At 65.8% G+C, this 25,820-nt stretch carries 22 protein-coding genes and 1 pseudogene; 9 read left to right on the top strand and 14 right to left on the bottom strand.

Annotated elements, in window-relative coordinates:
* Positions 1–49: 49 nt before the first annotated feature.
* Positions 50–2,446: an APC family permease gene (locus tag ACZ5TV_RS08420; protein ID WP_379780228.1), complete on the bottom strand. Its 2,397-nt coding sequence runs from the start codon at positions 2,444–2,446 to the stop codon at positions 50–52.
* A gap of 420 nt (positions 2,447–2,866) precedes the next feature.
* Between ACZ5TV_RS08420 and ACZ5TV_RS08415 the strand changes: the two genes are divergently transcribed.
* Together ACZ5TV_RS08415 and ACZ5TV_RS08410 are read left to right on the top strand one after the other, a co-directional pair.
* Positions 2,867–3,220 (top strand): hypothetical protein, encoded by a 354-nt coding sequence (locus tag ACZ5TV_RS08415; protein ID WP_379780226.1) that lies wholly within the window; start codon positions 2,867–2,869, stop codon positions 3,218–3,220.
* Between the two features lie 130 nt (positions 3,221–3,350).
* On the top strand, positions 3,351–3,713 hold the full coding sequence (locus ACZ5TV_RS08410) for a hypothetical protein (RefSeq protein WP_379780224.1): 363 nt from the start codon (positions 3,351–3,353) through the stop codon (positions 3,711–3,713).
* A gap of 7 nt (positions 3,714–3,720) precedes the next feature.
* Here ACZ5TV_RS08410 and ACZ5TV_RS08405 read toward each other — a convergent pair whose 3' ends face one another.
* Genes ACZ5TV_RS08405 through ACZ5TV_RS08395 form a run of 3 tightly spaced genes read right to left on the bottom strand, consistent with a single transcriptional unit; the run spans position 3,721 to position 5,805 of the window.
* Positions 3,721–4,434, bottom strand: coding sequence for an energy-coupling factor transporter transmembrane component T family protein (locus ACZ5TV_RS08405; protein WP_379780222.1), 714 nt, complete (start codon positions 4,432–4,434; stop codon positions 3,721–3,723).
* A gap of 40 nt (positions 4,435–4,474) precedes the next feature.
* The gene (locus tag ACZ5TV_RS08400) at positions 4,475–5,206 is read right to left on the bottom strand and encodes an energy-coupling factor ABC transporter ATP-binding protein (RefSeq protein ID WP_464383693.1); all 732 of its coding nucleotides are present in this window, start codon (positions 5,204–5,206) and stop codon (positions 4,475–4,477) included.
* Between the two features lie 5 nt (positions 5,207–5,211).
* Complete coding sequence (locus ACZ5TV_RS08395) at positions 5,212–5,805, bottom strand: biotin transporter BioY (RefSeq protein ID WP_379782486.1); 594 nt, start codon at positions 5,803–5,805, stop codon at positions 5,212–5,214.
* A 100-nt stretch (positions 5,806–5,905) separates the two neighbouring features.
* On the opposite strand from ACZ5TV_RS08395, the gene ACZ5TV_RS08390 reads away from it, so the two are divergent.
* Entirely contained in the window at positions 5,906–6,529 is a 624-nt protein-coding gene (locus ACZ5TV_RS08390) for a hypothetical protein (protein ID WP_379782488.1), read from the top strand.
* 42 nt (positions 6,530–6,571) lie between these two features.
* Here ACZ5TV_RS08390 and lrp read toward each other — a convergent pair whose 3' ends face one another.
* A complete protein-coding gene (gene lrp, locus ACZ5TV_RS08385; RefSeq protein ID WP_379782490.1) occupies positions 6,572–7,033 on the bottom strand; it encodes an HTH-type transcriptional regulator Lrp in 462 nt (153 codons plus the stop codon).
* Positions 7,034–7,159: 126 nt separating this feature from the next.
* Here lrp and glnA point away from each other — a divergent pair, with 126 nt between their 5' ends.
* Entirely contained in the window at positions 7,160–8,530 is a 1,371-nt protein-coding gene (glnA, locus tag ACZ5TV_RS08380; protein ID WP_379782492.1) for a type I glutamate--ammonia ligase, read from the top strand.
* Between the two features lie 654 nt (positions 8,531–9,184).
* Here the strand turns inward: glnA and ACZ5TV_RS08375 are convergent.
* From ACZ5TV_RS08375 to ACZ5TV_RS08365, 3 genes are all read right to left on the bottom strand, one after another.
* A complete protein-coding gene (locus tag ACZ5TV_RS08375; protein WP_464383692.1) occupies positions 9,185–10,174 on the bottom strand; it encodes a phosphatase PAP2 family protein in 990 nt (329 codons plus the stop codon).
* A gap of 21 nt (positions 10,175–10,195) precedes the next feature.
* Entirely contained in the window at positions 10,196–11,482 is a 1,287-nt protein-coding gene (locus ACZ5TV_RS08370; protein WP_379778513.1) for a YhjD/YihY/BrkB family envelope integrity protein, read from the bottom strand.
* 112 nt (positions 11,483–11,594) lie between these two features.
* Positions 11,595–12,716, bottom strand: coding sequence for a tRNA (guanine(26)-N(2))-dimethyltransferase (locus ACZ5TV_RS08365; RefSeq protein WP_379778511.1), 1,122 nt, complete (start codon positions 12,714–12,716; stop codon positions 11,595–11,597).
* 94 nt (positions 12,717–12,810) lie between these two features.
* Between ACZ5TV_RS08365 and ACZ5TV_RS08360 the strand changes: the two genes are divergently transcribed.
* A complete protein-coding gene (locus ACZ5TV_RS08360) occupies positions 12,811–14,904 on the top strand; it encodes a heavy metal translocating P-type ATPase (RefSeq protein WP_379778509.1) in 2,094 nt (697 codons plus the stop codon).
* A 128-nt stretch (positions 14,905–15,032) separates the two neighbouring features.
* Here ACZ5TV_RS08360 and ACZ5TV_RS08355 read toward each other — a convergent pair whose 3' ends face one another.
* The 3 genes from ACZ5TV_RS08355 to ACZ5TV_RS08345 form a co-directional block, all read right to left on the bottom strand.
* Positions 15,033–16,736, bottom strand: coding sequence for a formate--tetrahydrofolate ligase (locus ACZ5TV_RS08355; RefSeq protein WP_379778507.1), 1,704 nt, complete (start codon positions 16,734–16,736; stop codon positions 15,033–15,035).
* 97 nt (positions 16,737–16,833) lie between these two features.
* Positions 16,834–17,133, bottom strand: coding sequence for a DUF7521 family protein (locus tag ACZ5TV_RS08350; RefSeq protein WP_379778505.1), 300 nt, complete (start codon positions 17,131–17,133; stop codon positions 16,834–16,836).
* 1 nt (position 17,134) lies between these two features.
* Entirely contained in the window at positions 17,135–17,545 is a 411-nt protein-coding gene (locus tag ACZ5TV_RS08345) for an ArsR family transcriptional regulator (protein WP_379778503.1), read from the bottom strand.
* A gap of 277 nt (positions 17,546–17,822) precedes the next feature.
* Between ACZ5TV_RS08345 and ACZ5TV_RS08340 the strand changes: the two genes are divergently transcribed.
* The 3 genes from ACZ5TV_RS08340 to ACZ5TV_RS08330 all read left to right on the top strand — a co-directional run bounded on the left by ACZ5TV_RS08340 (position 17,823) and on the right by ACZ5TV_RS08330 (position 21,896).
* Positions 17,823–18,311, top strand: coding sequence for a cation:proton antiporter regulatory subunit (locus ACZ5TV_RS08340; RefSeq protein WP_379778501.1), 489 nt, complete (start codon positions 17,823–17,825; stop codon positions 18,309–18,311).
* A gap of 140 nt (positions 18,312–18,451) precedes the next feature.
* Positions 18,452–20,194, top strand: coding sequence for a cation:proton antiporter domain-containing protein (locus tag ACZ5TV_RS08335; RefSeq protein ID WP_379778499.1), 1,743 nt, complete (start codon positions 18,452–18,454; stop codon positions 20,192–20,194).
* Positions 20,187–21,896 (top strand): cation:proton antiporter domain-containing protein, encoded by a 1,710-nt coding sequence (locus tag ACZ5TV_RS08330; RefSeq protein ID WP_379778497.1) that lies wholly within the window; start codon positions 20,187–20,189, stop codon positions 21,894–21,896. Before ACZ5TV_RS08335 ends, ACZ5TV_RS08330 begins: the two co-directional genes overlap by 8 nt.
* 40 nt (positions 21,897–21,936) lie before the next feature.
* Here the strand turns inward: ACZ5TV_RS08330 and ACZ5TV_RS08325 are convergent, their stop codons facing one another.
* Together ACZ5TV_RS08325 and ACZ5TV_RS08320 are read right to left on the bottom strand one after the other, a co-directional pair.
* Positions 21,937–22,239 carry an FkbM family methyltransferase gene (locus ACZ5TV_RS08325; protein WP_379778495.1) on the bottom strand — a complete coding sequence of 101 codons (303 nt, stop codon included), beginning with the start codon at positions 22,237–22,239 and terminating at the stop codon, positions 21,937–21,939.
* A gap of 90 nt (positions 22,240–22,329) precedes the next feature.
* On the bottom strand, positions 22,330–23,148 hold the full coding sequence (locus ACZ5TV_RS08320) for a phosphatase PAP2 family protein (protein WP_379778493.1): 819 nt from the start codon (positions 23,146–23,148) through the stop codon (positions 22,330–22,332).
* A gap of 205 nt (positions 23,149–23,353) precedes the next feature.
* Here ACZ5TV_RS08320 and ACZ5TV_RS08315 point away from each other — a divergent pair.
* A pseudogene (locus tag ACZ5TV_RS08315) lies at positions 23,354–24,203 on the top strand (AAA family ATPase).
* Positions 24,204–24,344: 141 nt separating this feature from the next.
* Here ACZ5TV_RS08315 and secY read toward each other — a convergent pair.
* The gene (secY, locus tag ACZ5TV_RS08310; protein ID WP_379778491.1) at positions 24,345–25,820 is read right to left on the bottom strand and encodes a preprotein translocase subunit SecY; all 1,476 of its coding nucleotides are present in this window, start codon (positions 25,818–25,820) and stop codon (positions 24,345–24,347) included.

The following is a 25,820-nucleotide window of genomic DNA, read 5'->3' as shown; positions in this document are numbered from 1 at the left end:
TGGCCGCCCCGAACACATCCAAGAACGGGCTGACGGAGGCGCTGACGGCCTACGCGAACAGGTAGTCGGTTAGGAACCGTTTCACTCGACTCCGGGACTCCCGACCGTCGTGCGTCTGTACCATGAGTGCGGTACAGTCGACCGACTCCACTAGCTCGTTGCCCGGCCGACCGAGCAGCCGACCGGTCATTCCCGTCCGATCGACGCCGGTAACGAGCAGGTCCGCGTCGCCGACGAATCGAGTCAACCCTTCGATCCGGTTGTCGGTCTCGATCACCGTCGAGCGCGTCGGTACCGTACAGATCGAGATCAGGTCCGTGTGGTACGCCTCCATGGTTTCCCGCTGCGTGTCCGGGGCGTCCTCGGGGATCGCTTGGAGGAGGTTGATCGTCGCGTCAGCCTCCTCGGCGATCGCGTCCGCAAGCAGGAGCTTCACCGGGTCGTACGCCCCGCGGTTGGCGACCACGCTGATCTCGTCGAGCCCGTCGAGCCCGCGGTCCTCGACGAGCACCACGTCACATGGCGCGTTGTCGAGGAGCCAGTCAGTCTCTCCACCGAACAGGCGACGGTGGAAGTCGGCACGGTCGCGTTCGACCATCAGGAGGTCGTACCCCTCCAGCGTCGCGACGTCGACCATCGCCCGCTTGTGGTCCTCGCTGTCGACCTCACGGTACTCGATCCGCGTGTCCGCGGCCGCGTCCGTTTCCGTCGGGTCACCGGGTCCGCTCCCGCCGCTGTCGCCGTTGCCGCCGATCGAGTCGCCGGTCACCTCGACCCCGCCGGAGGTGAGCGTTGGGGGATTTACCGATCCGTGAGGGACCCAGTCGGGCCTGTCGTCGGCGTCCGTTCCGAGCCACTCGGGCGGGTCGGTGTCGTGGACCTCGACGTGGTCCTCGGCGAATACCCGATGCGGGATGTCGAGGAACTCGACGACCGAGACCACGGTCGACCGGAGTCGCCCGAGGTCGGTAGCGACCCGGAGCATGTCACGTTTCGCTCTTTCGGACGTCCGTTCCGTCACGCCGACGAGGACGTCGTACTCGGTATCGCTCTCGAACAGTTCGCGGGTCCGCTCGACCGCAGCATCGCCGATGTTCCGACGCACGGTGTCACGGGCGGCGCCCTCGCGGTCTATCCGTTTACGGACGTACCCGTAGTACCAGGCCAGCGAGCCGGCGATGATGATCACGGCGCCGACGATCGGGATCGTTCCCATCTGGCTCAACAGCACGAACCCAGCGACGATTCCGAATATTTGGATCCACGGATACAGCGGCGCGATCCAGTCCGGGTCGTACCCCTCGACTGCGCCTTCTCGGAAGCTAATAAGCGCGACGTTGATCAGCACGAACACGAGGATCTTGAACGCGCTCGCCAGCTTCGCGATCTGTAAGATCGGGAAGACGGCGATCATGACGAGGATCACCGCACCGGTGAGCATCACCGCTCGCGTCGGCGTGTTGAACCGGTCGCTGATCTCGGTCAGCGACGAGGGAGCGAGGTCGTCCCGGGCCATCGCGAACGGGTACCGCGAGGCGGATAACACCCCGGCGTTGGCCGTACTGATGAGCGCCAGCATCGCGGCCAGCGTGACGATGGCTACGCCGGGAGTGCCGAGCAGGAGCCGTCCGGCCTCCGCGACGATCGCGTCCTCTGCCCCGGGGATCCCGATGTTCGCGAGTCCGCCGGCCTCGTTGACCGGGAGGACGCCGACGAGCACCCAGACGATGAGTACGTACAGCCCGCCGGTGAAGAACAGCGATCCGAGCATGCCGAGCGGGATGTTCCGCGAGGGGTTCTCGATCTCCTCGGCGACGCTTGCGATCTTCGTCACGCCCGCGTACGAGACGTACACCGCGCCGGTCGCCTCCAAAAGGGAGAGCGATCCTGCGGCGCGCGGATCGAACGACCCCGACAGCCGCGAGGACTCGACCGCGGGGATCCCGGCGACGACGAAGATCGTCATCGCCGCCAGCATCACGACGACGATCCCGACCTGGAACCGGCCGGTCACATCGGATCCGACGAGGTTCAACGCGATCAACACGAGCGCGATGCCGATCGCGATCGCCTCGATCGACACCGGGAGGTCGCCGCCGAGCACGTACAGCAGGTACGGGACGCCACCGACGAGCGCGAGCGCGCCCTTAAACGACAGCGAGAACCACGTCCCAAGCCCGGCGATCGTCCCGAACAGCGGCCCCATCCCGCGTTCGATGTAGAGGTACGTCCCGCCGTCCTGCGGCATCGCCGTCGCCATCTCGATCTTGGATAGTGCCGCCGGTAACACGAGGACCCCGGCAAGCAGGAAGGCGAGGACCATCGTCGGGCCCGCGATCCGGTACGCCAGCGCGGGGAGGATGAAGATCCCCGATCCGACCATGGCACCGATGCTGATGGCTCCAACGGAGAACAGCCCGAGATCGCGTTTGAGCCCGCTAACCATCGGTCACCCGTCCGTCGATGCCGAGTTTCGGTTGGCTCGGTCGGCTCGGTCGGCTCGGTTCGACGCATCGATTCAGCTCGATGTATTGATCCGGTTCGGCGTGGCGGTGCGTTCGCTGAGTGGGAGTGATAGCTACCATCATCGTTCGATCCGGCGTCCGTCCGTGCTGCCGATCCGCGGCGATCCGCTCGAGACCTGTCCAGTCTCTGTTCGATCATGAATTATCTCTTTATGATAATAAATCTGTTTTTCTGAATTCCCATATGATATCTGTTACGTTAACCGATCCAACCGTGACGAGTGTCCTACTAATGATCTGCACTAGTGATGTTTCGGTCGGAGAAATAGCGATATCGGGCGTGTGCCGGGCACCCGTGTCCGGGAAAGATTTATGCCGATAACTGAATATTCCTAATGTATATGAGATATCTTGAGGCATACCGTACCGAGGCGATCACGCTGTTGATCGTCGTTGCGCTGGTCGTCGGTACGCTGGAAGGGTTCCACATCGGTGGGGTCGATCCGGTCGCGGTCGTCGGCGTCGGCGTCGGCCTCGCGGTCGTCTCGATGGGTATACTCCGCGCCATCGCCGTCGCCGAAGGGTTGTTCCTCGCGGAGGCTATTTCGGCGTCCGTACTCATCCCGCCGGTTATCGAACCCACGCTCCGATTCGAACTAATCGGCGTGTGGCTCGCCGTCTCGTTCGTGCTCGGTGTCGTGTTGAGTCGAGTCGCTAAGCGAACGGAACCGGCGTCCCCACGGGTCGACCCCTGACCCCTCCCTCGGGATCGTCACCAGCACGCGTGTCCGGTTCGACACCCCCTGCATGCTGCACTCACTGAACTGTACTGGCATGGAGCACGCCATGGTGTACACTTAGATACTACTGGAGCATGTGGAGATCATGCGCCGCTCTCGTCGCACCCTACTTCGCCGTGCGGTTCGCCATCCGGATGTGGTCGCGGCATCGCTGCGATATCACGTCCGCCGACTCGTCACTCGACCGATCCGGACCGCGATATGGCTCGCGTTCGTGTACGTCGTGGTCATCACCCTGTTCGTCGTCGGGAACGACGTCGAAGCCGCCATGCTCGCGGTCGATTCCGGCCTCTCGACTGCTATCGCCCTCTCGCTGCTTCCCCCGTGGTACGTTCTCCTGCTTGTGGGCGTCGTCGTGCTCGTCTCGGTTCCGATCACGTCGGTGACGATGGGCCTCCGTCGTGACCTCCGGTCAAGCCGGAGCCGTCGTCGTCGGTTGGATGAATAGTCGTTCGTCAGACGACGGTGACGAGCGCAGCGGCGAATAGTCCCGCGCCGACTCCCAACGCCCCGTAGTCACCCCGACTGAACGACAGTCGGGGGAGCGTCGGGTTCCACGCGAAACACCGAGCGGAGAGCGCGGTCCCGAGTCGATCGGCACGGCCGAACACACGGTTGATCCCGCCGACGGCGACGATCCGGAACCGGTCGCGAAGCGGTAGTGACCCCCCAGATCGTGCGTGAACCGCCTCTCGCGTCGCGAGCAGGTCGCGTTTCAACAGGGGGAGGAGCCGGAACACGAGCGCGACGCCGACGCCGAGGAACTGCCCCGGTTTCCCCGGCACAGTCCGTTGGATCGCCGCCCGCGACTCCCGGACGGGTGTCGATCGGACGTACGCCGCGGCGACGACGAGCACGAGGAGGACGCGATACCCCGCGAGCCCGGTGTCGATCGCCCGTTCGACCCGAAACCACGGCGTGCCGAGCGTCGCGCCGGCGACGAGCGGGGCGAGGAGCAGGAAGGGGAACGCGAACCGATACGCCCACAGGTCGGACGGACCGCCACCAGCGAGCCACAGACAGCCGACGGCGACGACGGTGAGGGCGGCGAGCCCTCGAGACGTCGTATGCGCGTAAGCGACCGCCGCGAACGCGACCTGGACGAGCAGCTTCGACCGGGGGTCGAGCCGATGGGCGACCGAGTCGCCGGGGGCGTACGAGAGGGTCATCGAGGGGAGCAGTGACGCGTCATCGGTGAGGCGAGCTGTCTCATCGGGACTCCCCGCTCGGGACGCGAACGCCGATCCCCGGGAGCTCCGTAGCCGCCTCGTCCGGCGGGGCATCGACGACGACACGGCCGTCAACGAGCCCGACAACCCGGTCCGCGAGCCCGAACACGTCGCGGAGGTCGTGGGTGACGACGACCACCGACGTCCCGTCGCGGTCGAGCGCACGGAGCCGGTCGAGAACCGCGCAGCGGGCCGGTTCGTCCAGCCCGGTGAACGGCTCGTCCAGGACGAGGTGGTCCGGCTCCATGGCAAGCGCGCCGGCGATCGCGACGCGTTCGCGTTCGCCGCCGGAGAGCGACGCGACCCGGTCGCCCTCGCGACCGGCCAGGTTGACCGCGTCGAGCGCCTCACGGACGCGTCGGTCGATTTCGTCGTGTGAGCACCCGAGGTTCTCGGGGCCGAACGCCACGTCCCCGCCCACGGTGGCGGCGACGATCTGATCCCGCGGGTCCTGAAACACCATGCCGACGGCCGACCGCGCCGCGACGAGATCCGACTCGACGGGAGTCCCGTTGACGCGAACCGTTCCCGAGTCGGGCGTGACGAGTCCGTTGAACGTTCGGACGAGCGTCGTCTTCCCGGAGCCGTTCGCGCCCGCGATGACGAGGAACTCGCCGTCCGGGATCGTGAGCGAGACGTCGTCGACCGCTACGGTCGACTCACTCTCCGTGTCAGTGGCGTACCGGTGAACGACCTCGTGGGCGTCGATCACGCGTTTCAGGCGGCGGTGATGGCGTCGGAGCGGACGACGCCGATCGCGGCGGCGATCTTCGCGGCCTCGAACGGCAGGAACGCGGCCGCGCCGGTGATGAACGCCTCAACGAGCGTGAGATCGAGAACGACCGCCATCCCGAGGACGCCGAAGGCGTAGATCACGGCGGTGCCGGCGAGCATCGCGCCGACGAGCCGACCGACGCCGACATCGGCGAGCGCGCCGGGGCCACGAAGCGAGCCACCGCCGTGGACGAGATATCCGACGACCGCCGCAGCGACCGGGTACGACCAGAGGTAGCCGAGCGTCGGTTCGGCCAGGAGAACCCCCAGTCCGCCGGTGCCCGCCGAGAACACGGGCGCGCCGAGCGCGCCGGCGGCGAGATAGAGGACGAGTGCCCCGCTTCCCCACAGCGGCCCGAGGAAGATCCCGGCGAGGAACACGCCGAGCACCTGGAGCGTGATCGGGGACGGCGAGAAGGGGTGTGGAAACGAGACGTACGCGAACGCGCCGACGAGCGCGGCGAACAGCGCCGCACGGGCGAGGTTAGTCGCCGCCTCGTCGCCGACGAGATCGACTGACTCCGTTCGTGTCGACATGGTTTGAGGATCTCGTAAACCGACTTGAGAGTATTGGTTTACGATCCTGGGGGCTACCGACGACACGTTTTTTCGGCCAGGCGACGTCCCTTCTCGACGTATGGACGAGAAAACCGAGGCGCTTCGGGACCTCTTCGTCGACGCGACGGGCGCGGAGACGGTGACCGAACGGCAGGCGGAGTCGCCCGGGAGCCTCACCGACCGCGACGAGGACGCGGTCGCGGCGCGCGTCGACGAGCTCGTCTCGACGATGCGCGAACGGTACGCGTTCGACGCCGGGCTCGACAATGCAGGCTACCGGCGGGTCGCGGTCGGCTTCTTCGACGACGAGGACGACGCGACGATCGCGGCGGCGCTCGCGGACGGATCGACGAGCATCGACGCCGACGTCGTCCGTGAGGCACGGTTCGACCTCCACCTCGTCGACGAGGACGACCGTGACACGCCTGCTCCCGTCGAGTACGCGGCGGTCAAGCGTGCGGTCGCCGCCGACAGACCGCTCACGGAGCTGGCGGCGACGCTCAGTGTGGACGCCGAAACCGTCGAGGCGTACGTGCCCGTCGCTCAGGCGGACCTCGCGTCGACGCGCGTGAACGACCGGTTCCGCGACGAGCTCCGTGCGCTGCTCACCGACGCCGACCTGGAAGGGTCACACGCCGCCGCCGCCCGGGAAGACGGGCTTCGGGAAGCGACGGAAGACATCGAGACCGACGTCTCGTTGTGATCCGGTTTCGGGGGATATCCCCGTCCGACCGGTCGAACCGATCTACTCCTCGTCGACGTCCAGCTCGAACTGCTCGTTCTCCGTGACTGCGTTGAGCACGACGCTCGTGTTCGACTCCCGGATATCGGCGTCGGTGAGGATCGATTTGATCTGGTCGTTCATGCCGTCGGTGTCGGTGAACTTGCCGATCGCGATCACGTCGTAATCGCCAGTCACCTCGTAGACGCTGACCATCTGTTTCTCTTGTCGGAGTTTCTCCGTGACGGCCGGCAGCGCGCTTCCCTCCACTTTCAGTTGTAACACGGCAGTCACGTCGAAGCCGAGCTTCTCGTAGTCGACGATCGGGGTGTATCCGCGGATCACGCCCTCGTCTTCGAGGTCGCGCAGGTGGTTCGAGACGGTCGTCACCGAGACGTCGAGCTCGTCCCCGAGACTTCGGAGGCTGGCTCGACCGTTACCGAGAAGCGAGTTCACGAGCTTGGCGTCGAGGTTTTCGTACGTCATTACACTCGAAAAGCCCCTGGAGGGTTTAGAATTTTACGAACGTCCAGTACTTGCCGGAGACTGGCGGTTCATGCGCCAAGCGACAAGGCCTTTATACTGGCAGTTGAGGATGTAATCGTCCAAAACATGACGGACGAACACGCGAAACCGGACGGCGGCCTCTCGGCCGAAGAACAGGCGGTACTCGACGAGATCGACGAGAAGAACGTCGACTTCCTGCGGCTCCAGTTCACCGACATCCTCGGCGTCGTAAAGAACGTCTCCGTGCCGGCCCATCAGGCCGAAAAGGCGTTCACGGAGGGGATCTACTTCGACGGCTCCTCGATCGAGGGGTTCGTCCGCATCCAGGAGTCCGACATGCGGCTCGTTCCCGACGCCGACACCTTCGCCGTGCTCCCGTGGCGCAGCGGCGAGGACGGGTCGGCGGCTGCCCGTGTCGTCTGTGACATCGTCGACACCGACGGCGAACCGTTCGCCGGCGGCCCGCGGCAGGTTCTCAAGAGCGTCCTCGAAAAAGCCGACGACATGGGGTACACCGTGTCCGTCGGCCCCGAGCCCGAGTTCTTCCTGTTCAAAACTGACGAGGAGGGGAACGCAACGACCACGCCGCACGACAAGGGCGGCTACTTCGACATGGCTCCCAAGGACCTCGCCTCCGATGTCCGCAAAGAGATCATCTTCACGTTAGAGGAGATGGGCTTCGAGATCGAGGCCTCCCACCACGAGGTCGCCGAAGGGCAACACGAGATCAACTTCAAGTACGACGACGCGCTCACGACCGCGGACAACATCGCGACGTTCCGGACGGTCGTCCGCGCGGTCGCGGCCCAACACGACCTCCACGCGACGTTCATGCCCAAGCCGATCGCGGAGATCAACGGCTCGGGGATGCACAGCCACATCTCGCTGTTCGACGAAGACGGAAACAACGCCTTCGCCGACGACGACGACGAGTTCAATCTGAGCGAGACGGCCTACCAGTTCATGGGCGGCATCCTGAACCACGCGCCCGCGTTCACGGCCGTCACGAACCCCACCGTGAACTCCTACAAGCGCCTGGTGCCAGGCTACGAGGCACCGATCTACGTCGCGTGGTCCGACACGAACCGCTCGGCGCTCGTCCGCGTCCCCGACGCGGCCGGCGTCTCCGCGCGCTTCGAGGTCCGCAGTCCCGACCCGTCGTGTAACCCGTACCTCGCCATGGCGTCGCTCATCGCCGCCGGCCTCCACGGCATCGAGACGGACGCCGACCCGGGCGACCCGGTCCGCGAGGACATCTACGAGTTCGACGACGAAAAACGCGAGGAGTACGGTATCGAGACGCTTCCGCCGAACCTCGGTTCCGCCGTCGACGCGTTGGAGGCCGACGAGGTCGTCTCCGAAGCGCTCGGCCCGCACACCTCCGAGAAGTTCGTCGAGGCCAAGTCCCAGGAGTTCAGCGAGTACCTCACCCAAGTGTCCGAGTGGGAGGAAGACCGCTACCTGGAGACGTTCTAAGGGGGTAGCGCGGTCCGACCCGGCGGTTCAGTCTCTCTCACCTCGTCTCGTTTCGGTTTCACGTATCGGATCTTCTTTGTCTCCTGCGTTGGCCTCTGACGGGCACGTGAACTCGACGAACGATCGGTAGCGGGAGTGGATATCGCGGTATGGATGATCGGTTGTGTATACGTAGAGGAGTGGTGTTGCTGGCGGCTGATCATCGCTCGTTATTGGTAGGTGTTTATAAATGGCTACTGGCGCGGTAAACACGTCCAAATCCCCACCCCAGCCGCTCGCTTATAAGTCGTTGCTGGCGCGGAAACGCGTCCTGGGCCCCACCGTGCGTTTATAAGTGGTTGCCTATGGATCGACGGTGAACACGTCCAAAGCCCAAGCCTTTGAGTCCCACCCCGCACAGTACCGCACCTCACGCCTCCCCAGCCTCGTCGTCGTCGGCCTCGCTCCGCTCGGCCGCCGCCGACTCCCTCGTGCGGACGGTTCGCGCCCTCCGGGCGCTCACCGGCACACGCCACCGCACGAGTTGGATATAAATAACCGTCGCCGTCGCTCTCGACCACTTATATACTATCTCGCCACAGCCGGTGTGCGATACCCACTCCCGACATCGCTCACATCGAGACGGGAGCGTGACGTTCGTGCGGAAACGGTCCCTCAGCTCCGAGCGTCGGACCGGCGTTCGATCCGTTCCGGCAACGCGGGGAGCGCGACGACGGCCGCGACGGCGACGGTCGTCGCGGCCAGCGCCACCGGAAGCGTCCCCGCCAGCGTGTACGCGCCCACCCAGAGCCCGCCGGTGACGGCGAGCGCGGGGGCCGCGATCCGGACCGGAACCGTCGGTTCGTCGCCGTCGACGAGCCGCCAGCCGAGCACGCCGCCGACGCCGGTGGCGACCCCGATCCCCGCCTCGACGACTTCGCCGGTGTGTCCGCCCGCGACGGTGACGGCCAACGCGCCGGTTGAGACGACCGCCGCGAGCGCGAACACCGGCGTCGGGTCGAGTCGGTGGAGATCGGTGTGCCCGGGACGGCGACGGAGTCGAGGATGGCCGGCGAGCCACAGCCCGACGGCGAGGACCGTCGCGCCGACGAACACCCCGGCGACGACATCGACGAGGTAGTGGACCTCGATGACGACCCGGGAGACGACGACGGCGAGCGCGATGCCGACCGCCGCGGAGTACCGGCGTCTGGGGCTGCCGAGGTCGGTCGCGACGAGGGCGAGCACGCCGTACGCGACCACCGCTCCCGTCGCGTGCCCGCTCGGAAAGCCGAACCCGTCGGAGACGAGCTGTCCCTCGTACCAGACGCCGAGGATGCCGGGGAGCCAGCCGGGGGCGTCGACGGGGCCGGCCGCGGCCGGCGGTCGGGCGGCCGCAGTCGCCGCCTTTCCGAGCGCGACCGCGGCGTACCCGGCGGCGACGACGGCGATCGCTGTCGCACCGGCTCGTCGGGGATGCGAGGCGACCCGGTCGTCGCCGAACCAGTAGAGAGCCGCTAGCAGGCCGAAGAGGAACCACGGGTCCGCGAGGTGGGTGAGGGCGGCGAAGGCGACGACGACCGCCTCGGGGAGCGCCTCGACGACGGCGAACTCGCCCACGCTGCGCGAGTCAGGTACGACGGCCGTGGGGTTGAGAGGTGACATGCGAGGTGCGGCCCCGGCCGATCAGTCGTCGCCGCGACGGCGGGCGTACTCCAACGCCTTGCCGGGCGTCTCTACGAGGTTGAGCCCGATGCCGACCATGATGAAGAGGGTGTACAGCCCCAGCGTCGAGAGCCCCAAGACGATCATGGCGGCGATGGCGTATATCCCGTTCAGCCACGCGAACGCGCCGAGCGTCAGTATCGTGCCGTACAGCAGGACGAGATACGGGCCCCATCCGCGGGCGTGTCCGCGTCGCATCCGCGACCGGACGTACCGTTTCAGCTCCGACTCCAGCGCCGGCTTCTCGACGGTCCGTCGCTGTACGTCCGCTTCGAACTCGTCGACCTGCGCGCGAAGCTTCTCGACCTCGTCCTCGAGGGCGGCGACGTCCGGGGCACCGCGCGGCCGCTCCCCGTCGTCGCCCTCGTCACGCTCCGACTGCCCGTTCATATCGGTGGGTCGACCGCGAGCGTGTTGTACCTGCCGGTCCGCGAGACTGGCGACGTCGTCGGAGGGGAGCGGAAGGGGCGAGCCGTCGGCCAACACCACGTTGAGCACCGCACCGAGTATCACGACGATCGCGGCGATGTAGAGCCACGTGACGAGCAGCAGGACGCCGCCGATGACGCCGTACACTTGGTACTGGCCGGCGCTCGCGGCGTACGCCTGAAACCCCGCTTGGAGGACGGTCCAGCCGACGGCGGCGAGGACGGCACCCGGGAGCGCCTCCCGAACCGTCACCGGCGGGTACGGTAGGAGGTAGTACATCGGGAGGAAGACGACGGTGAGCAGCACGGGAAGTCCCAGGACGCTCGCGACCTCCAAGAAGGGGACATCGATCGCGGTGACGGCCGCGCCGACGACGAGCATGACCGTGATCCCGACACCGATAGCCAGGACGACGGACCCCGCGTCGGTCAGCTGTTCGAGGAAGCTCACGTCGTCGTCGACGCCGTACACCTCGATGAACGCGGTGTCGAGCCCGCGGAACACCTTCAGCGTCGACCAGAGCAACACCCCGAGTCCGAGGATACTGGCCCCAGCGCGGCCCTGCGCGGACGCGACGGCGGCGCCGATGGCCTCCTCACCGGCGGGCGTGAGGAACTCGCCGGTGAGCGCGAGCAGCCGGGCCGCGACCGCGTCGCCGAAGACGGTGCTCGCGACGACCAACAGCAACAACAGCGCGGGAATGAGGGAGACGAACGCGTAGTACGCGACGCCGGCGGCGAGGAACGTCACCCGCTGGTCCTGGACCGCGTCGACGACGCGTCTGGCCGTGTCGAATCGAGGGGTCGCGTGTCGGGTCACGACCGTCGGTTCGGCCGACGGCTACTAAACCGGTCTGGTGGGACGGGGGTGACGAGGCTCGACATCGCTCCGTCGAGGAGCGCACACCCGGTGTCGGGCCGACGGGGACGCCTCACGCCTCGTCGACGACGACCGACCGCATCTCCGGGATCGACGCGTCCGTCTTGACCGCGGTCCCGCGGTAGTGGGCGCGACTCGCGGCGTAGCCGACCGCACGGAGCCGCTCGACGAACTCGTCCATCCCGATCGCCGGCTCTCCCCACTGTTTGTACAGCCGATGCTGGTCGTAGTGGGTCGGCGTATCGAGCTCGGTCGCGACGGTCCCGAGCAGTTTCCGCGCGCGTTTCGCCTCGCCCATATCGTCGGTGACGCGAGCACGGACCTTCCGGGCGAACGCCGCGTCCGCGACCGGTCCGAGCCAGATCGGCCCGGCGGTGAGAACGCGATCGCTCCCGCAGATCGGACACGTGTCGGCGGGGTCGGCGATCAGCCCGGCGGTCGGCTCGCGCCAGAGGCAGTCCTCACAGTTGTCGACGTACCCCAGCTGGTCGATGCAGCCGTCGGCCGCCTGCGCGCCGGACTCCAGCTCGAGGTAGGTTCGCGCGTAATGCCGCGAGACGTGCGAGAGGATCGGCCGGGCGGCCTTGTCGTACCGGGCCGCGGTACGGACCAGCGCGGAGATAAGCGTCCGGAGGCCCATCTCCGGGTGGTAGTCAGTGTTCCGCGGCACCGCGCCGTACTTCCGGATCCCGCTCGCGAGATGGGCCCCACACAGCGGCGCGGTGTCGGTCGCGGTGACACAGACGAGGTTCCGCGTGTTCGCGAAGGCGGCGTCCGCGAAGGGGATCGGCGTGCCGTACGGATCCAGATCGACCACGTCGAAGAACTCCTCGTGCAGCAGGGCGTTGACGTCGCGGTGGGCCGTCTCTCCCTCGAGACCGTTGGCGGCGAGGTTTTCGGCGGCCAGCTCGATCGCGTCGGCGTCGACATCGGCACAGGTGGCGTCGTATCCCTCGGCAGCCGCCCGAACCCCGCGGATCCCTGAAGCCGCCATCGCGTCGAGGTACGTCGCCGCTCGCGGTTCGCGCTCGCGATAGGCACGCAGTGTCGCGACCGTGATGTCCCGGTTCAGCTCCTGTGTCGGGTTGAAGAAGACGCCGCCGCCGGTCCCCTCGCTCGCGCCGTCGCGAGCCTCGGGGACCCGTACCGTGACGCCACCCTCCTCGATCTCCATGCCACGGCTTCGGCGATCCGGAACAAAAGCCCCCCGCTCCCACCGCCCGGGATCGGGCGTGAACGTTATCGGGGACGGTGAGCCAGAGAGAAGTATGGTCTCCGACGACGAGCGGGCGGTCGAGGACGACCGCTTGGCGCTCGACGACGGCGGTGACGTGACCGACCGCTCGGTCCTCCGACGACAGGGGGCGTTCGTCGCACTCACCTTCTGCGGGATGGTCGTCGGGCTCCTCGGGAGCTGGTTCGGCGCGTCCCAAACGGTCGTCTGGGGCAGCTACGCAGTGGCGTACGCATTCGGCGGCTGGTACGGGCTCAAAGAGAGCGTTCGGGCCCTCCGCGAGCCGGCGATCGAGATCGACCTGTTGATGATCCTCGCGGCGACCGGCGCGCTGTACATCGGCGCACCGTTCGAGGGAGCGATGCTGTTGTTCCTCTTCTCGCTGTCCGGCGTGTTAGAGGAGTACGCGATCGGGCGGTCCCGGAGCGCGATAGCGTCGCTCGTAGAGATGCGCCCGGAGTCCGCGCGGGTGCTGCGGAACGGCGAGGAGAGGATCGTCCCGATCGACGAGGTCGAGATCGGCGACGTGTTCGTCGTCCGGCCGGGGGATCGGCTCCCGCTGGACGGCGTCGTCGTCGACGGCGAGAGCACGGTCGACCAGTCCTCGCTGACCGGCGAGTCCGTTCCGGTGAGCAAGGAGCCCGGTGACGACGTGTTCGGCGGGACGATTAACGAGACGGGGAGCCTCGAGGTGGAGGTGACACGCGAGTCCGACGACTCCGCGATCGCCCGGCTCATCCACATGGTCGAGCGCGCACAGTCCAAGCGGGCACCGACCCAGCAGCTCATCGACCGGTTCGAGCAGCCGTACGTGGTGAGCGTGCTCGCGATGACGGCCGTGGCGATCGCGATCCCGCTCGTCGTTCTCGATCACGCCTTCGACCCGACGTTCTACCGCGCGATGACGCTCATGGTCGCCGCCTCCCCGTGTGCGGTGATCATCTCCACGCCGGCGGCGGTGTTGTCCGCGATCGCCGCCGGCGGCCGACAGGGAGTCCTGTTCAAGGGCGGCGAGCACATCGAGACGGCCGGGAACGTCGACGCAGTCGCGTTCGACAAGACGGGAACCCTGACCGAGGGCAATACGCGGCTGACGGACGCGATCGCTCGCCCCGACCTCGCGGTGTCGGCGCGAACGGATCGGTCGGCGGGGACGGGAGCGGATCGGGAGACAGGAACGGAAGTACCGATGAACGACGACGACCTGCTGGCGCTCGCCGCCGCGGTGCAGTCTCGGTCGGAACACCACCTCGCGGCGGCGACGGTCGACGCCGCGGTGGACCGCGGACTGGAGATCCCTGATGCCAGCGGCTTCGAGGCGGTCGTCGGCAAGGGCGTCCACGCCGACGTCGACGGCGACACGATCCACATCGGTAACGTGCGGTACTTCGAGACGGTGACGGCCGACCGATCGATCGACGGTCTCGATCGGGGGATCGATCGGCTGCGGTCGCTGGAGACCGACGGGAAAACGAGCGTGCTCGTCGTCCGTGAGGCAAGCGGCGAGCAGGGAACCGGGAGCGGCGACGGGGCGGGATCCGGGAGCGACGACGGCGACCTGCGCCTGCTCGGCTGGCTCGCGTTCACCGACACGATCCGCGAGAACGCGGCCGAAACGATAGCGCGGCTACGCGAGGCGGGCGTCGAAACGGTCGTCATGCTCACCGGCGACAACGAGCGCGTGGCCCGACACATCGCGGACGAGGTCGGGATCGACGAGGTACACGCGGAGCTGCTACCGGAGGAGAAGGTCGACCACGTCGAGGCGTTACAGGACCGTCACGAGGCGGTCGCGATGGTCGGCGACGGCGTCAACGACGCGCCGGCGCTCGCGACCGCGGACATCAGCGTCGGCATGGGCGGCGCGGGAACCGACGTGGCACTCGAAACCGCGGACATCGTGCTCATGTCCGACGACCTCGGGAAACTCCCGTACGCGTTCTCGCTCAGCCGTGAAACGCGAAAGACACTGTACGTCAACTTCGCGATCGCCTTCGGCGCGATCGCGATCATGATCGTGGCGATCCTCACTGCCGGCATTCCCCTCCCGCTCGCGGTAGTCGGCCACGAGGGGTCGACCGTCCTCGTGAGTTTGATCGGCCTCCGGCTGCTCCGGTTCGAGGGGTGAGATCCGTTCGATCGATGTCCGTCCGAAGCCTCCCGACATTCGCCCGGCGACTCCCCGACATTCGCCCGGCGTCCCCCCGACATTCGCCCGGCGACTCCAGACGTTCGCCCGGCGACTTCCGGTGTCCGTCAAAACAGGCCGGTGACGTTCCCGTCGGCGTCGACTGTCACGTCCTCTGCGGCTGGCTCCGACGGAAGCCCCGGCATCGTCATTACATCGGCAGTCTTGACGACAAGGAACCCGGCACCGGCGGACGGGGTCACTTCCCGAACCGTTAGCGTCCAGTCCGTTGGCACGCCCGTCGCCGAGGCGTCGTCGGAGAGCGAGTACGGCGTCTTCGAGAGACAGAGGGGGAGGTCGTCGTACCCATGGTCCGCGGCGCGGTCGATATCGTCGCCCGCCCCGTCCACGAACTCGACGCCGTCCGCCCCGTACACCTCCCGGGCGACGGTCATGATCTTCTCACGGATCGGGGCGTCGAGATCGTACAGCAGTTCGAACTCGCGGTCCGCCTCCGCGGCAGTCAGAACGTGACGGGCGAGGTCGGTCCCGCCGGACCCGCCCTCCTGGAACACGGTGGAGCGTGCGACCGGGACGGACGTCTCTGCGATCGCGTCCTCGAGCGCGGCCAAGTCGGCCTCGTCGTCGTCCGGGAACACGTTGATCGCGACGACAGCAGGGATCCCGAACGACTCGACGATCCCGACGTGGTGTCGGAGGTTGGCCGCACCCACGCGGACCGCTTCCGGGTCCGGGTCGTCAAGCGCGTCGAAGTCGGTTGGCCACATCTCCAAGCCATGTCGTTTGACGGCCCGGACGGAGGCGACCACGACGCCGACATCGGGAACGATCCCCTGTCGGGCGAGGACGTGGGCGAACTTCTCCGCGCCGAGATCCGCGCCGAACCCCGCCTCCGTTACGAGGAAATCCGCCAGCGACGCCCCGACCCGGTCGGCGACGAGCGTGTTGGTCCCGTGGGCGATGTTGGCGAACGGGCCGCCGTGGACGAACGCCGGGACGCCCTCGTTCGTCTGGACGAGGTTCGGCCGGAGGGCGTCACGGAGCAGCGCCGTGACCGCCCCGGTCACGCCGAGGTCGGCAGGCGTAACCGGGTCGCCATCGGTGTCATACGCGAGCACGATCCGCCCGATCCGCTCCTGCAGGTCTTCGAGATCCGCAGCCAGCCCCACAACCGCCATCAGCTCGGAGGCGGCAGTGATCACGAACTCGTTTTCCCGGGGGACGCTCCCGGTCGGGCCGCCGAGCCCGACGACGGTCTCGCGGAGCGCGCGGTCGTTCACGTCGAGCGCCCGCGGCCACGTTACCCGCCGGACATCGACGTCCAGCTCGTTCCCGTGGTGGACGTGGTTGTCGAGCGCCGCCGCAAGGAAGTCGTGTGCGGCCGTGACCGCGTGGATGTCGCCGGTGAAGTGGAGATTGATCGACTCCATCGGAAGGACCTGCGAGTAGCCGCCGCCCGCCGCACCACCTTTGATCCCGAACACCGGACCGAGCGAGGGCTCCCGGATCGCGATCGCCGGTCGCTCGCCGAGCTCGGCGAGCGCTTGACCGAGTCCGACCGTCGTAACCGTCTTTCCCTCGCCCTTCGGCGTCGGCGTCATCCCGGTGACGAGCACGACGGTTCCGTCCGCATCGCCTTCGGTCGCCGACCGTACCGCCTCCGTGGTCAGCTTGGCGACGCCCTCACCGTGGGGGGCGATGTCGGTGGGGTCCAGTCCGAGGTCGCCCGCGACCGCCTCGATCGGGCGGAGCGTGACTCCTCGAGCGATCTCGAGGTCGCTTTCGATCGGGCCTGGATTGGGTCCTGACATACGGTCGCGTTGAACGGTCGCCGTGAAGATAGTTGACCTTCCGGCCCGCCCGGCCGGAACGCAGGCGGATCGCCACGTATGCCCCGAACCGGTTCCGTCAGTACGAAAGAAGCGAGTACGCGATACAGCCCAGCCCGGCGGCGATGAACAGCGACTCCATCGTGTAGAGGACGAGGAGATGGCGTGCCACCAGCCAGTCTCCGCCGCCGATCCCCGGCGCGTACAGGGCTTCCGCGACGATACTCGCCGTGATGAGGCCGAACCCGAGAGTCGTGTACTTGAGCGAGTCTTGATCGAGGCGTTTCTGTGCGCGATAGCTGAGAACCGTGAGCACGCTCCCCAGCGTGAACACGAGGAGGTTGCTCACGATGAACATCCAGAGTGCGGTGTTCGCCATCTCAGTCCTCCGTCGGTGATTCCGAGGTCAGGTCGGGGAGATCGGTTCCGACGGACCGGCGGTGGCCCTCACCCAGGTCGCGGAACAGCTCGCCGAACTTGTCAACCGTATCCTTGCGGATCTCCAGGTTGACGGTGAACTCACCGTCTTCCACCCGTACGTTCACTTCCTGTAGGTCGGTCGCGTACTGCTTCGAGTGGTTCCCGTCGGTGTCGACGACCTGCTCTTCGGAGAGCATGTCGTACTCGACGAGGACGGTGATCCGTCGATAGATCGTCGGCAGTGACGCGTCACAGATCCGTTCGAACTCCTTGGCCGACAGCGACCGCACGCTGGCGGCCGCCAGGATCCGTCGACTCTCCTCGCTGGCCAGTACCTCGAATATCCCGCCGGGGTCCCATTGGTTGCTCATGATCGGTGGTGGTCGTCACGCGGATCGGTGTGCCGGGCCCGTTCCCTGACGTCCCGTCGTCCACACGTACTCGCACCATGCCATTAGGGATGTGGGTCATCCATCGCTCCAACGCACCGAGGGGTTTCTCGGAACCTAACGATCCGAAACGGGTGTTTCCATCGTCCAGCCCCCGTTACAGAGGTCCGACGCCGTCCGAACTTAGCGGTTTGAAGACCGATGTAACACTAAGGAGGATCCGGGTGGAACGGCGAACCAGCGCGGAGAGACACACAGTATGCCACTCGAGATACGGGAGCGTGAACTCCCCGGCGTCGGCGTCCGATACGAGGTCGACCTGACACAGGAGGAGAGCATCGCGACGGTCATCCACAACAGCGGGAGACGAGGGTTGTACTATCGCGAGGACCCTGCGGCGGACTACGAGATCGTCGCCGAGCTGTCCGATTCGCAGGCGCGGGCCCTCGGACTGCTGCTCGTGGGAGCGTACTATCAACCAGTCCCCGCCCGCACCGGCGAGGTCACCCCGACTGACGAGCACACGAAATGGTATCAGATCAGGCAGAACGCGCCAGCAGTCGGGAAGACGGTCGGCGAGATCGACGCCGGGACGGACGGGGAAGCCGCGATCCTCGCAGTCGTCCGGAGCGGTGAGCGAACCGCTCACCCACCGGAGACGTTCACGCTGGCGGTCGACGACCATCTCGTCGTTATCGGCGATCAGGCCGCACACCAGGAGCTGGACGAGCTCTTTCACGACACGTGACGCGCCGTATCGCGACCGGAACCGACGCGTGACGGATCGGATCGAACGCGATCACCGGGCCCATATATCCGAGACCCGTTCGTCGACTCGATGCGACCTATCAGCCCACGCCCACCGATGAACCGAACACTCCGTGAGTAATGGTCGGAGGAAGCGTCACGATCGCGACCGACTTCGCGCTGATCGTGTTGACAGCGGTGGCGCTGGGGTACCTGTTCCGATTGTCGGGACAACCGACCATCGTCGCATACATCTTCACGGGGATCGTCCTCGGCCCGGTGTTCCTCGACGTGATCACCGAAGGGGAACTCGTCGAGCTCATGGCGGAGCTGGGGTTGGGGTTCCTGCTGTTCTTGCTCGGTCTCAAGCTCCGGATCGACGATATCCGGGAGATCCTCCGACCGGTGATCAACATCGCGATCTGGCAGACGGTGCTTCAGACGGCCTTGGCGTTCGTGGTCGCGTACGCGCTAGGGTTCACCCTCGTGCAGACGACGATCATCGCGCTCGCGACCGTCTTCGGGGCGACGCCGATCATCGTCAAGGTACTCGCCGATAAAGACGAGCTCACCTCGCTCCCGGGGAAGATCGACGTCGGCGTGTTGATCCTTCAGGACATCTATCTCGTCGTCCTGCTCGCGATCCTCGGCGCGGAATCGTTCGACGACCCGGCGACCATCGCGGTCAACATCGGCGAGATATTCCTGTTGATGGCCGGAATCGGCGTTTTCTCGTATCTCGCCGCACGGCACGTACTGCCCGAGCTGTTCAGGATCGTTGCGGGCGACCGGGAGGCGTTTTTCATCGTCGGGATCGCGTGGGCGTTCCTGTTCATCTACGGTTCGATGGCGCTCGACCTCTCCATCGAGGTCGGGGCGTTCCTCGCGGGGTTGAGCCTCGCACAGGTGCAGTACACGACCGAGCTCACGGAGCGGGTCAGACCGCTCACGGACCTGTTCATGGTCGTGTTCTTCTCGAGTATCGGGCTCCGCATCGCCGCGGACGACCTCTTCGCGTTCTGGCGGGAGGCGGTGATCGCCTCGGCCGTGCTGATGATCGGTAACTTCCTCATCATGTTCTACCTCATCGACCGCGAGGATTTCACCCCGGAGACCTCGTTCCTCGGAAGCCTCAACATGGTCCAAGTCAGCGAGTTCTCGCTCGTCGTCGGCGCGTTGGCCGTCCGACAGGAGTTCATCGACGAGCCGGTGTTGGGGTATCTGAGTCTGATGGCGATCATGACGATGAGCCTTTCGACGTACCTGATCAAGTACAACCACCAGCTGTACGACGTCACGAAGCCGATATGGGACCGCTTCGAGAGCGACGAGAAGCGGGACGTCGACGTGCGATCCTATCGCCAGCACGCCGTGGTGATCGGCGTCGACGACGTCACCGAACCGACGTTACCATTGCTCCACGAGGCGGTCGGTGATGTAGTCATCGTCGATCGAAACCCGGAGACGTCCGAACGGTTCGCTGACACGCCGTACGACGTCATTTATGGTGACTTCAAGCACGGCGAACTCCGCAAGGAGGCAGGGATCGGACGGGCGTCCGTGGTCATGTCTTCGTCGGTACAGCCGGAGATCAACGAGATCGCGATCCGCGAGTCGGCGGACGACGCGCTCGTCATCGTCGAGTCGGACGGCGTTGACGCCGCCGTTGACCTCTATGAGGCGGGCGCGCACTACGTGACGATCCCGACCGTTCTCGCGGGGATCCGGATCCGAGAGTATCTCACTCGATACATCGAGGACCGTTCCTCGTTCCGGCATACCGTCGAGGAAGACATCGAACGGCTCCGTTCGACCGCCGAGGGGAGTGGGCCGCGCGACCCGGCGGCCGATCGCTTCGAGACGGACGGTGAGACCGATGTCTGAGCTCGTCGAGCCGCTGGCGATCGTTTTCATGACGGCGGCGCTGACGCTACTGGTCGCGACTCGTTACCCCATCCCGGCGGTCCCGCTGTATATCCTCGTCGGACTCGGGATCGGCGTCGGCGATCTGATAGACCCGGGAACGACGCTCGAACTCGCCCAGCTGGGGATCGCGTTCCTCGTCTTCGCGTTCGGCGTGAGCGCCGAGCCGAGCCGGTTCCGGTCCGTCGCCAGGGACAGCGAACACGTGGCGGCCGTCCAAGTGCTCGTCGTCGGCGGGATCGGGTTCGGGATCGGGCTTCTGTTCGGACTCGACCCGATCCCGGCAGCGTACTTCGCGGTGGCGGCCGCGTTGAGCTCCTCGCTCGTCGGCCGCGAGCTCGCGGAAGGGGAGATCCGACTCAACCTGATCCACGGACGGCTCACCGAATCGATCCACTTCGTCCAGGACCTGTTCGCCGTCGGTATCATCCTGATCCTCGGAACCGCGACGTTCACCCTCGATGGAGTCGCTCTCCAGCTCGGATACGGCGTGTTGCTGCTCGCCGGTGCGATCCTCATCCGAGTCTACCTCTTCGGGCTCTTCGTACGGCTCTCCGGTGACTCGGACGAGCTGATCATGCTCACCGGGATCGGGATCCTCATCGGCTTCCTCGCGCTCGCCGAACTGCTCGGCGTGTCGATCGTCGTCGGTGCCTTCGCCGCCGGGATCTCGATCACTCAGGAGTTCGAACACAACCTGGCGCTGTTGTCCGCGCTCGAATCCATCGAGAACTTCTTCACTGCCATCTTTTTCGTCACGCTCGGTAGCCTCGTGGTTGCGCCCACGGTCACCGTCCTCGCGATGGCGGGGACCCTCGTCGTCGGGATCGTTATCGTCAAACCGCTCGTCACCGCCTGGGCACTGATCTATCAGGGATACGACCCGCGGACGGCCGCCCTCACCAGCTTCAGTCTGGATCAGATCAGCGAGTTCGCGCTGATACTCGCCATCAGCGGCCTGTTGGTCGGGGCGATCCCCCAATCGCTGTTCGACGCCATCATCCTCGCGGCGGCGGCGACGATGGTGACGTCGTCAGTCACGTACACTTACGAGGACCGGTTCTATCGGGTGCTCGACCGAATCGGAACGTTTGGGTCGGCACGGGAACGCACGCGCGCTCGAAGTTCGATTCCCGATCAGCCGCTGGAGGACCACGTCGTGGTCGTCGGCTACGGAAAGCTCGGCAGCAGTATCGTCTCCATCTGTCGGCAACTCGACAAGCCCGTCGTCGTCGTCGAGAGCGACCCGGATCGGTTCGAGCTCGCCCGGGAGTTCCATGAGACCTGCGTGTTCGGCGATGCGATGAACGACGACGTCAAGGCGCTCGTCGCACCCGATCGGGCCGACCTCGTCGTGTCGACCGCTCCCGACCGCCCAGTCTCGGACCGACTCCTCTCGTGGGAGACCGACGCGGACGTGATCCTGCGTGCGGACGACACGGAGACCGCAATCGAGCTCGTCGACGCCGGCGCGACCTACGTCAACGTCACCGACTTCCTCGCAAGCGAACAGTTCGGCCGGACGCTGGCCGAACTCATCGGTGCCGACGCCTCACCCGAGGAGCTACGCCGAGAGAACTACCGCTCGCTCAGGGAGCGGGTGTCCGACTCGGGGATCGTCGGACAGATCGGGCCCGAAGGATTCGATTCCGGCCTCAAGTGAGCTCGAATTGCGGGCCGCTACTCCGAAATCGGGGACGCGATCACGTTCGGGGAACCGCCCGGAGGATAGGTGGTGCCGACCGGAGCGGTTCGTGCGCGTACCCCAAGCCGCAGAGGAGCTCTTTGACGGCCGCTGTGTCCGTATGCACCTCGCAGTAGATGACCCGCGGCCGGTGTTCCCGGATCGTTGCTTCCAGACCACGGAGAACCGCCGCCTCGGTACCCTCAGTGTCGGTCTTCAGGACATCCGGCGGCGGGATCTCGCCGTCGGCAACGAGGGTGTCGCCCGCGGCAGCGTGGACTCGGACCGTGTCGTCCGGGCCCTCACCGTACACGCCGGACACGTGTGCGGCCGGGAGCATCCGTCAGAGATACGATCTCTCGTACGGCGGCGACAGACTCCCAGCAGCGGGTGAGGGGATCGGACGGTTCGATTACTCAGCGACGATCCGTCCCGATATCGCGACCGCGACGACCGCGAGCACGATCCCGGCGACCACGTCCGTCACCCAGTGGATCCCCAACGCCATCGTGGAGACGACGACCGACGACCCGAGGACGGCCGCGACCGCGAACCACCGTTCGAACTCGGTTCGAGTCGTCGCAGCGACCAGCAGAACGGTAACGGAGAGCGCGGCGTGTAACGAGGGGAAGACGTTCGTGTTCGTGTTCACGAGCGCCGTTATCGACGTGATGTCCGGAACGAACTCCAGAAGCGGCGCGTCCGCGCTCGTCCCGTCGCTCGCCCGGGCGGCGTTGCGCGGACCGTAGGCGACGACGGCTGCATAACAGCCCACCGCGACCGCGTAGTTGACCGCGTACGCCGCGACGAGCCGCTTCATCGGTTGGGCCCGCTCGGCGAACAGATAGACGAGCAGGGGCGCGACCAACAACACCGCGTAGCCAACCACGTAGACGGCCGCGAAGTAGACCGTCGCCGGCGTCGGGAGCAGGCTCTGGAACGAAACGACGATGTCACCCTCGATCGCGTGGAGCGTTGCCGTCGCCTCGACGCCGTACGCGTGAGAGAACCGTTCGATGACGCCTTGGAGGCCCTTGTTCACGACCAACACGAGCGCGAGCGCCCCGACGTACGGGACGACCGCACGCAGCCGCTCGGCGAACCATCCGGGCCGTCTGCGTGCCGCACGAAGCCGGTCCGGTCCGACACACAGCCAGCCGACGGCGGCAATGCCGGCGAGCGTGGCGACGAGTATGACCGCCGCGAGCACGAGGACGCCTAGATCGAGCACGAGTGACGAGTAGGGTGACCGAACAATCAGCGTACCGGTCGATGACGCGTTCGCTCACGACAGTGTAAGTTAGCCCGGCAGATGCGTTATCGCCTGACCAGCTCAAATCAAGAGATGCGGTAAACTTCAGTAGACAATTTCAAATTAGCCTATTTTGAAATAGGCTATTTGGAAGTGTTATTCTCTGTCACAGTGGAGTGGGTGTATGGACCGCTTCGTGAATCGGGAAGCCGAACTCTCTCGGTTACGCGGATGCTACGACTCCGACGATCCAGAACTGGTCGTGGGTTTCGGTCGGCGACGCCTCGGAAAGACACAGCTCGTCCGACACTCGCTCTCCGACCGTGACGACGCAGTCGTCTATCAGGCCACAGAGACTACCTCCCAAATACAGCTCGACGAGTTCGTCGATGTCGCCTCCGAAAACGTTCCGGACATCACGTAGATCAAAGGGAACTGGGAAGCGTTGCTCGGATATCTGGGGGATCAGGACGGAGTCGTGGTTCTCGACGAGTTCCCATACCGAATCGATGCCGACGAAAGCCTCCTCTCGGTCATTCAGCGACTGTGGGACCGGCGACTCCAGAACACCTCGGGGACGCCTCTCTTGGTCGGGTCGTCGATCAGCATGATGGAGGAAGCGACGCTGCTCGGGAACAGTCCACTGTACGGCCGATTCACGGAACGACCCGACCGCCGACCCCTCGATTTCGCCGCTGCACAGGAGTTCGTTCCGGACGGATATTCGCCCGAAGAACGAATCTTCACGTGGGGAATCTTCGGTGGCGTTCCGTACTATCTCGATGGCGTCGATCTCGGACGGGACGATGGTCGTGAGGGAATGCAAGTTCACGAACGCACCGCTTGACTACGGGGCCCTCGCTTCTCTCGAAGACCACGCGGTGGAGATACGCTGGATGCCGGACGTCGGTGAGAGAAACATCAAGTACGCCTTATTCCCCCGGAATGGTGCAACACAGTCCGTCCTAGAAGCTGTATCCGAGCGCGATAACGTACAACTGTTCGGGCTCGGTGATATTACGGACCAAGCGTAAGGGCGCTATCAAACGCTATGAAGGCGAGAGAGGCACGATAGCTGACGCTTGGAATCAAGCGAGTCGCAGAACCGGCTACGCGGCTTTTGATAAAGCTGCGTAAGAACGCCCAGAACGCGCGGTTACGTTCTAGAACTGTTCTTACTCGTTGCCGAACATCTGGCGCATCATCGGATGCATTTCCATCAGCTGCTCTTCGGCGATCTCTTCGTACAGCTTGTAGGTGATGGAGACCGCCAGCAGTAGGCCCGTTCCGGAGACCTGCCCGATCGTGCCGAGCAGGTTCGCCATGACGGCGAGCAGCCCAACGAGCGCGCCGCCGATGACCGTCACCTGCGGGATGTACCGCTCCATGACCTTCTCGACGACCTGCGGGTTCCGGCGGAAGCCGGGGATTTGCATCCCCGAGTTCTGGATCTGTTTTGCGGTCGCCTCCGGCCCCATCCCGGTCGTCTCGACCCAGAAGATCGCGAAGATCGCACCGCCGATCACCATGAACGTCAGGTCGATAATTATTCGAACGGTGATCATCCACGGCTCAACGGTCGCCGGGATCTCTCCAAGGAACCACATCCATTCCTCACGACGCTGGATCGGGTTCAGGTAGTAGAACACCCCGGAGACCGGTTCGCCCTGGTCACCGTACACGCCGAGCCACTCCGGCATCCCCGCCCACTGCGAGGAGAGGATCTGCCCGATGAACTGGATGTTCGCCTGCAGCGCGCGAACGAGGATCATCGGCAGGACAGAGGCGTAGATGAGTTTCACCGGGAAGCGGCCACGAGCGCCTTTCACGCGGGCGTGTGACAGCGGGATCTCGACGCGGACCGACTCCGCATACACGACGATCCCGAAGATGAACACCGTGGTGAACAGCGCGAGGACGTTCCCCGGGTCGAACAGCAGGTTCTGGAGCCCCTCGGCCGTGAACGGCGAGCCGAGCGCGATCTCACCGATGATGATCCCGTACCAGCTGGCGAAGAACCCGGAAGTGCCGAGCGCGGAGAAGCTGAAGAACCCGCCGATGATCTGCTGGCTCACCGCGGCGATAATGAACAGCCCCACGCCGGATCCGACGCCCCACTTGCTCACGATCTCGTCCATGAACAGGATGAGGACGCCTCCGATGAACACTTGTGTGAATATCAGCAGCTCGACGCCGAACCCACCGATCCCGAGCGCCTCACCGACCGCGGGGTCGGCTGGAAGGAACTCGCCAGTGAACACCATCGGAGCGGCGGTCAACGCCGTGACGATGATCACGAGGAGCTTCTGGAGCCCCTGGTACAGCACCTGATCGCGTGGATCGTTGGTGTCCAACCCGAGTAGGTTCGCCCCACCTAGGAGCTGGAGGACGATGGACGCCGTGACGATCGGACCGATACCGACCTGGAGCAGCGAGCCGTGCTCACCGGCGAGCACCGACCGGAACTGCCCGAAGAAGTCGGTCCCCTGTCCGGCGACAAGCCCGAAGGGGTTGATGTTTGTCAGGAAGAAATAAACGATCAGGATCCCGGCCGTCCACGCCAGCTTTCGCTTGAACGGGACGTGACCCGCCGGGCGATCCACGACGGGCATCCGGGTGAGTACCGGTTCGGCGACTTCCTTCCAGCTCAT

The sequence above is a fragment of the Halorubrum tibetense genome (assembly GCF_055396225.1).
Note: the sequence above shows the minus strand (reverse complement) of the source record. Positions and strands in the feature narration are given on the sequence as shown.

Bases quoted from the DNA above. Each gene is read 5' to 3' on its own strand.
- secY (WP_379778491.1), bottom strand. From the start codon at position 25,820: ATGAGCTGGAAGGAAGTCGCCGAACCGGTACTCACCCGGATGCCCGTC.
- glnA (WP_379782492.1), top strand. From the start codon at position 7,160: ATGACGGACGAACACGCGAAACCGGACGGCGGCCTCTCGGCCGAAGAA.
- ACZ5TV_RS08355 (WP_379778507.1), bottom strand. From the start codon at position 16,736: ATGTCAGGACCCAATCCAGGCCCGATCGAAAGCGACCTCGAGATCGCT.
- lrp (WP_379782490.1), bottom strand. From the start codon at position 7,033: ATGACGTACGAAAACCTCGACGCCAAGCTCGTGAACTCGCTTCTCGGT.
- ACZ5TV_RS08345 (WP_379778503.1), bottom strand. From the start codon at position 17,545: ATGAGCAACCAATGGGACCCCGGCGGGATATTCGAGGTACTGGCCAGC.
- ACZ5TV_RS08330 (WP_379778497.1), top strand. From the start codon at position 20,187: ATGTCTGAGCTCGTCGAGCCGCTGGCGATCGTTTTCATGACGGCGGCG.
- ACZ5TV_RS08405 (WP_379780222.1), bottom strand. From the start codon at position 4,434: ATGACCCTCTCGTACGCCCCCGGCGACTCGGTCGCCCATCGGCTCGAC.
- ACZ5TV_RS08395 (WP_379782486.1), bottom strand. From the start codon at position 5,805: ATGTCGACACGAACGGAGTCAGTCGATCTCGTCGGCGACGAGGCGGCG.
- ACZ5TV_RS08375 (WP_464383692.1), bottom strand. From the start codon at position 10,174: ATGTCACCTCTCAACCCCACGGCCGTCGTACCTGACTCGCGCAGCGTG.
- ACZ5TV_RS08350 (WP_379778505.1), bottom strand. From the start codon at position 17,133: ATGGCGAACACCGCACTCTGGATGTTCATCGTGAGCAACCTCCTCGTG.
- ACZ5TV_RS08365 (WP_379778511.1), bottom strand. From the start codon at position 12,716: ATGGAGATCGAGGAGGGTGGCGTCACGGTACGGGTCCCCGAGGCTCGC.
- ACZ5TV_RS08410 (WP_379780224.1), top strand. From the start codon at position 3,351: ATGCGCCGCTCTCGTCGCACCCTACTTCGCCGTGCGGTTCGCCATCCG.
- ACZ5TV_RS08390 (WP_379782488.1), top strand. From the start codon at position 5,906: ATGGACGAGAAAACCGAGGCGCTTCGGGACCTCTTCGTCGACGCGACG.
- ACZ5TV_RS08415 (WP_379780226.1), top strand. From the start codon at position 2,867: ATGAGATATCTTGAGGCATACCGTACCGAGGCGATCACGCTGTTGATC.
- ACZ5TV_RS08360 (WP_379778509.1), top strand. From the start codon at position 12,811: ATGGTCTCCGACGACGAGCGGGCGGTCGAGGACGACCGCTTGGCGCTC.
- ACZ5TV_RS08420 (WP_379780228.1), bottom strand. From the start codon at position 2,446: ATGGTTAGCGGGCTCAAACGCGATCTCGGGCTGTTCTCCGTTGGAGCC.
- ACZ5TV_RS08335 (WP_379778499.1), top strand. From the start codon at position 18,452: ATGGTCGGAGGAAGCGTCACGATCGCGACCGACTTCGCGCTGATCGTG.
- ACZ5TV_RS08340 (WP_379778501.1), top strand. From the start codon at position 17,823: ATGCCACTCGAGATACGGGAGCGTGAACTCCCCGGCGTCGGCGTCCGA.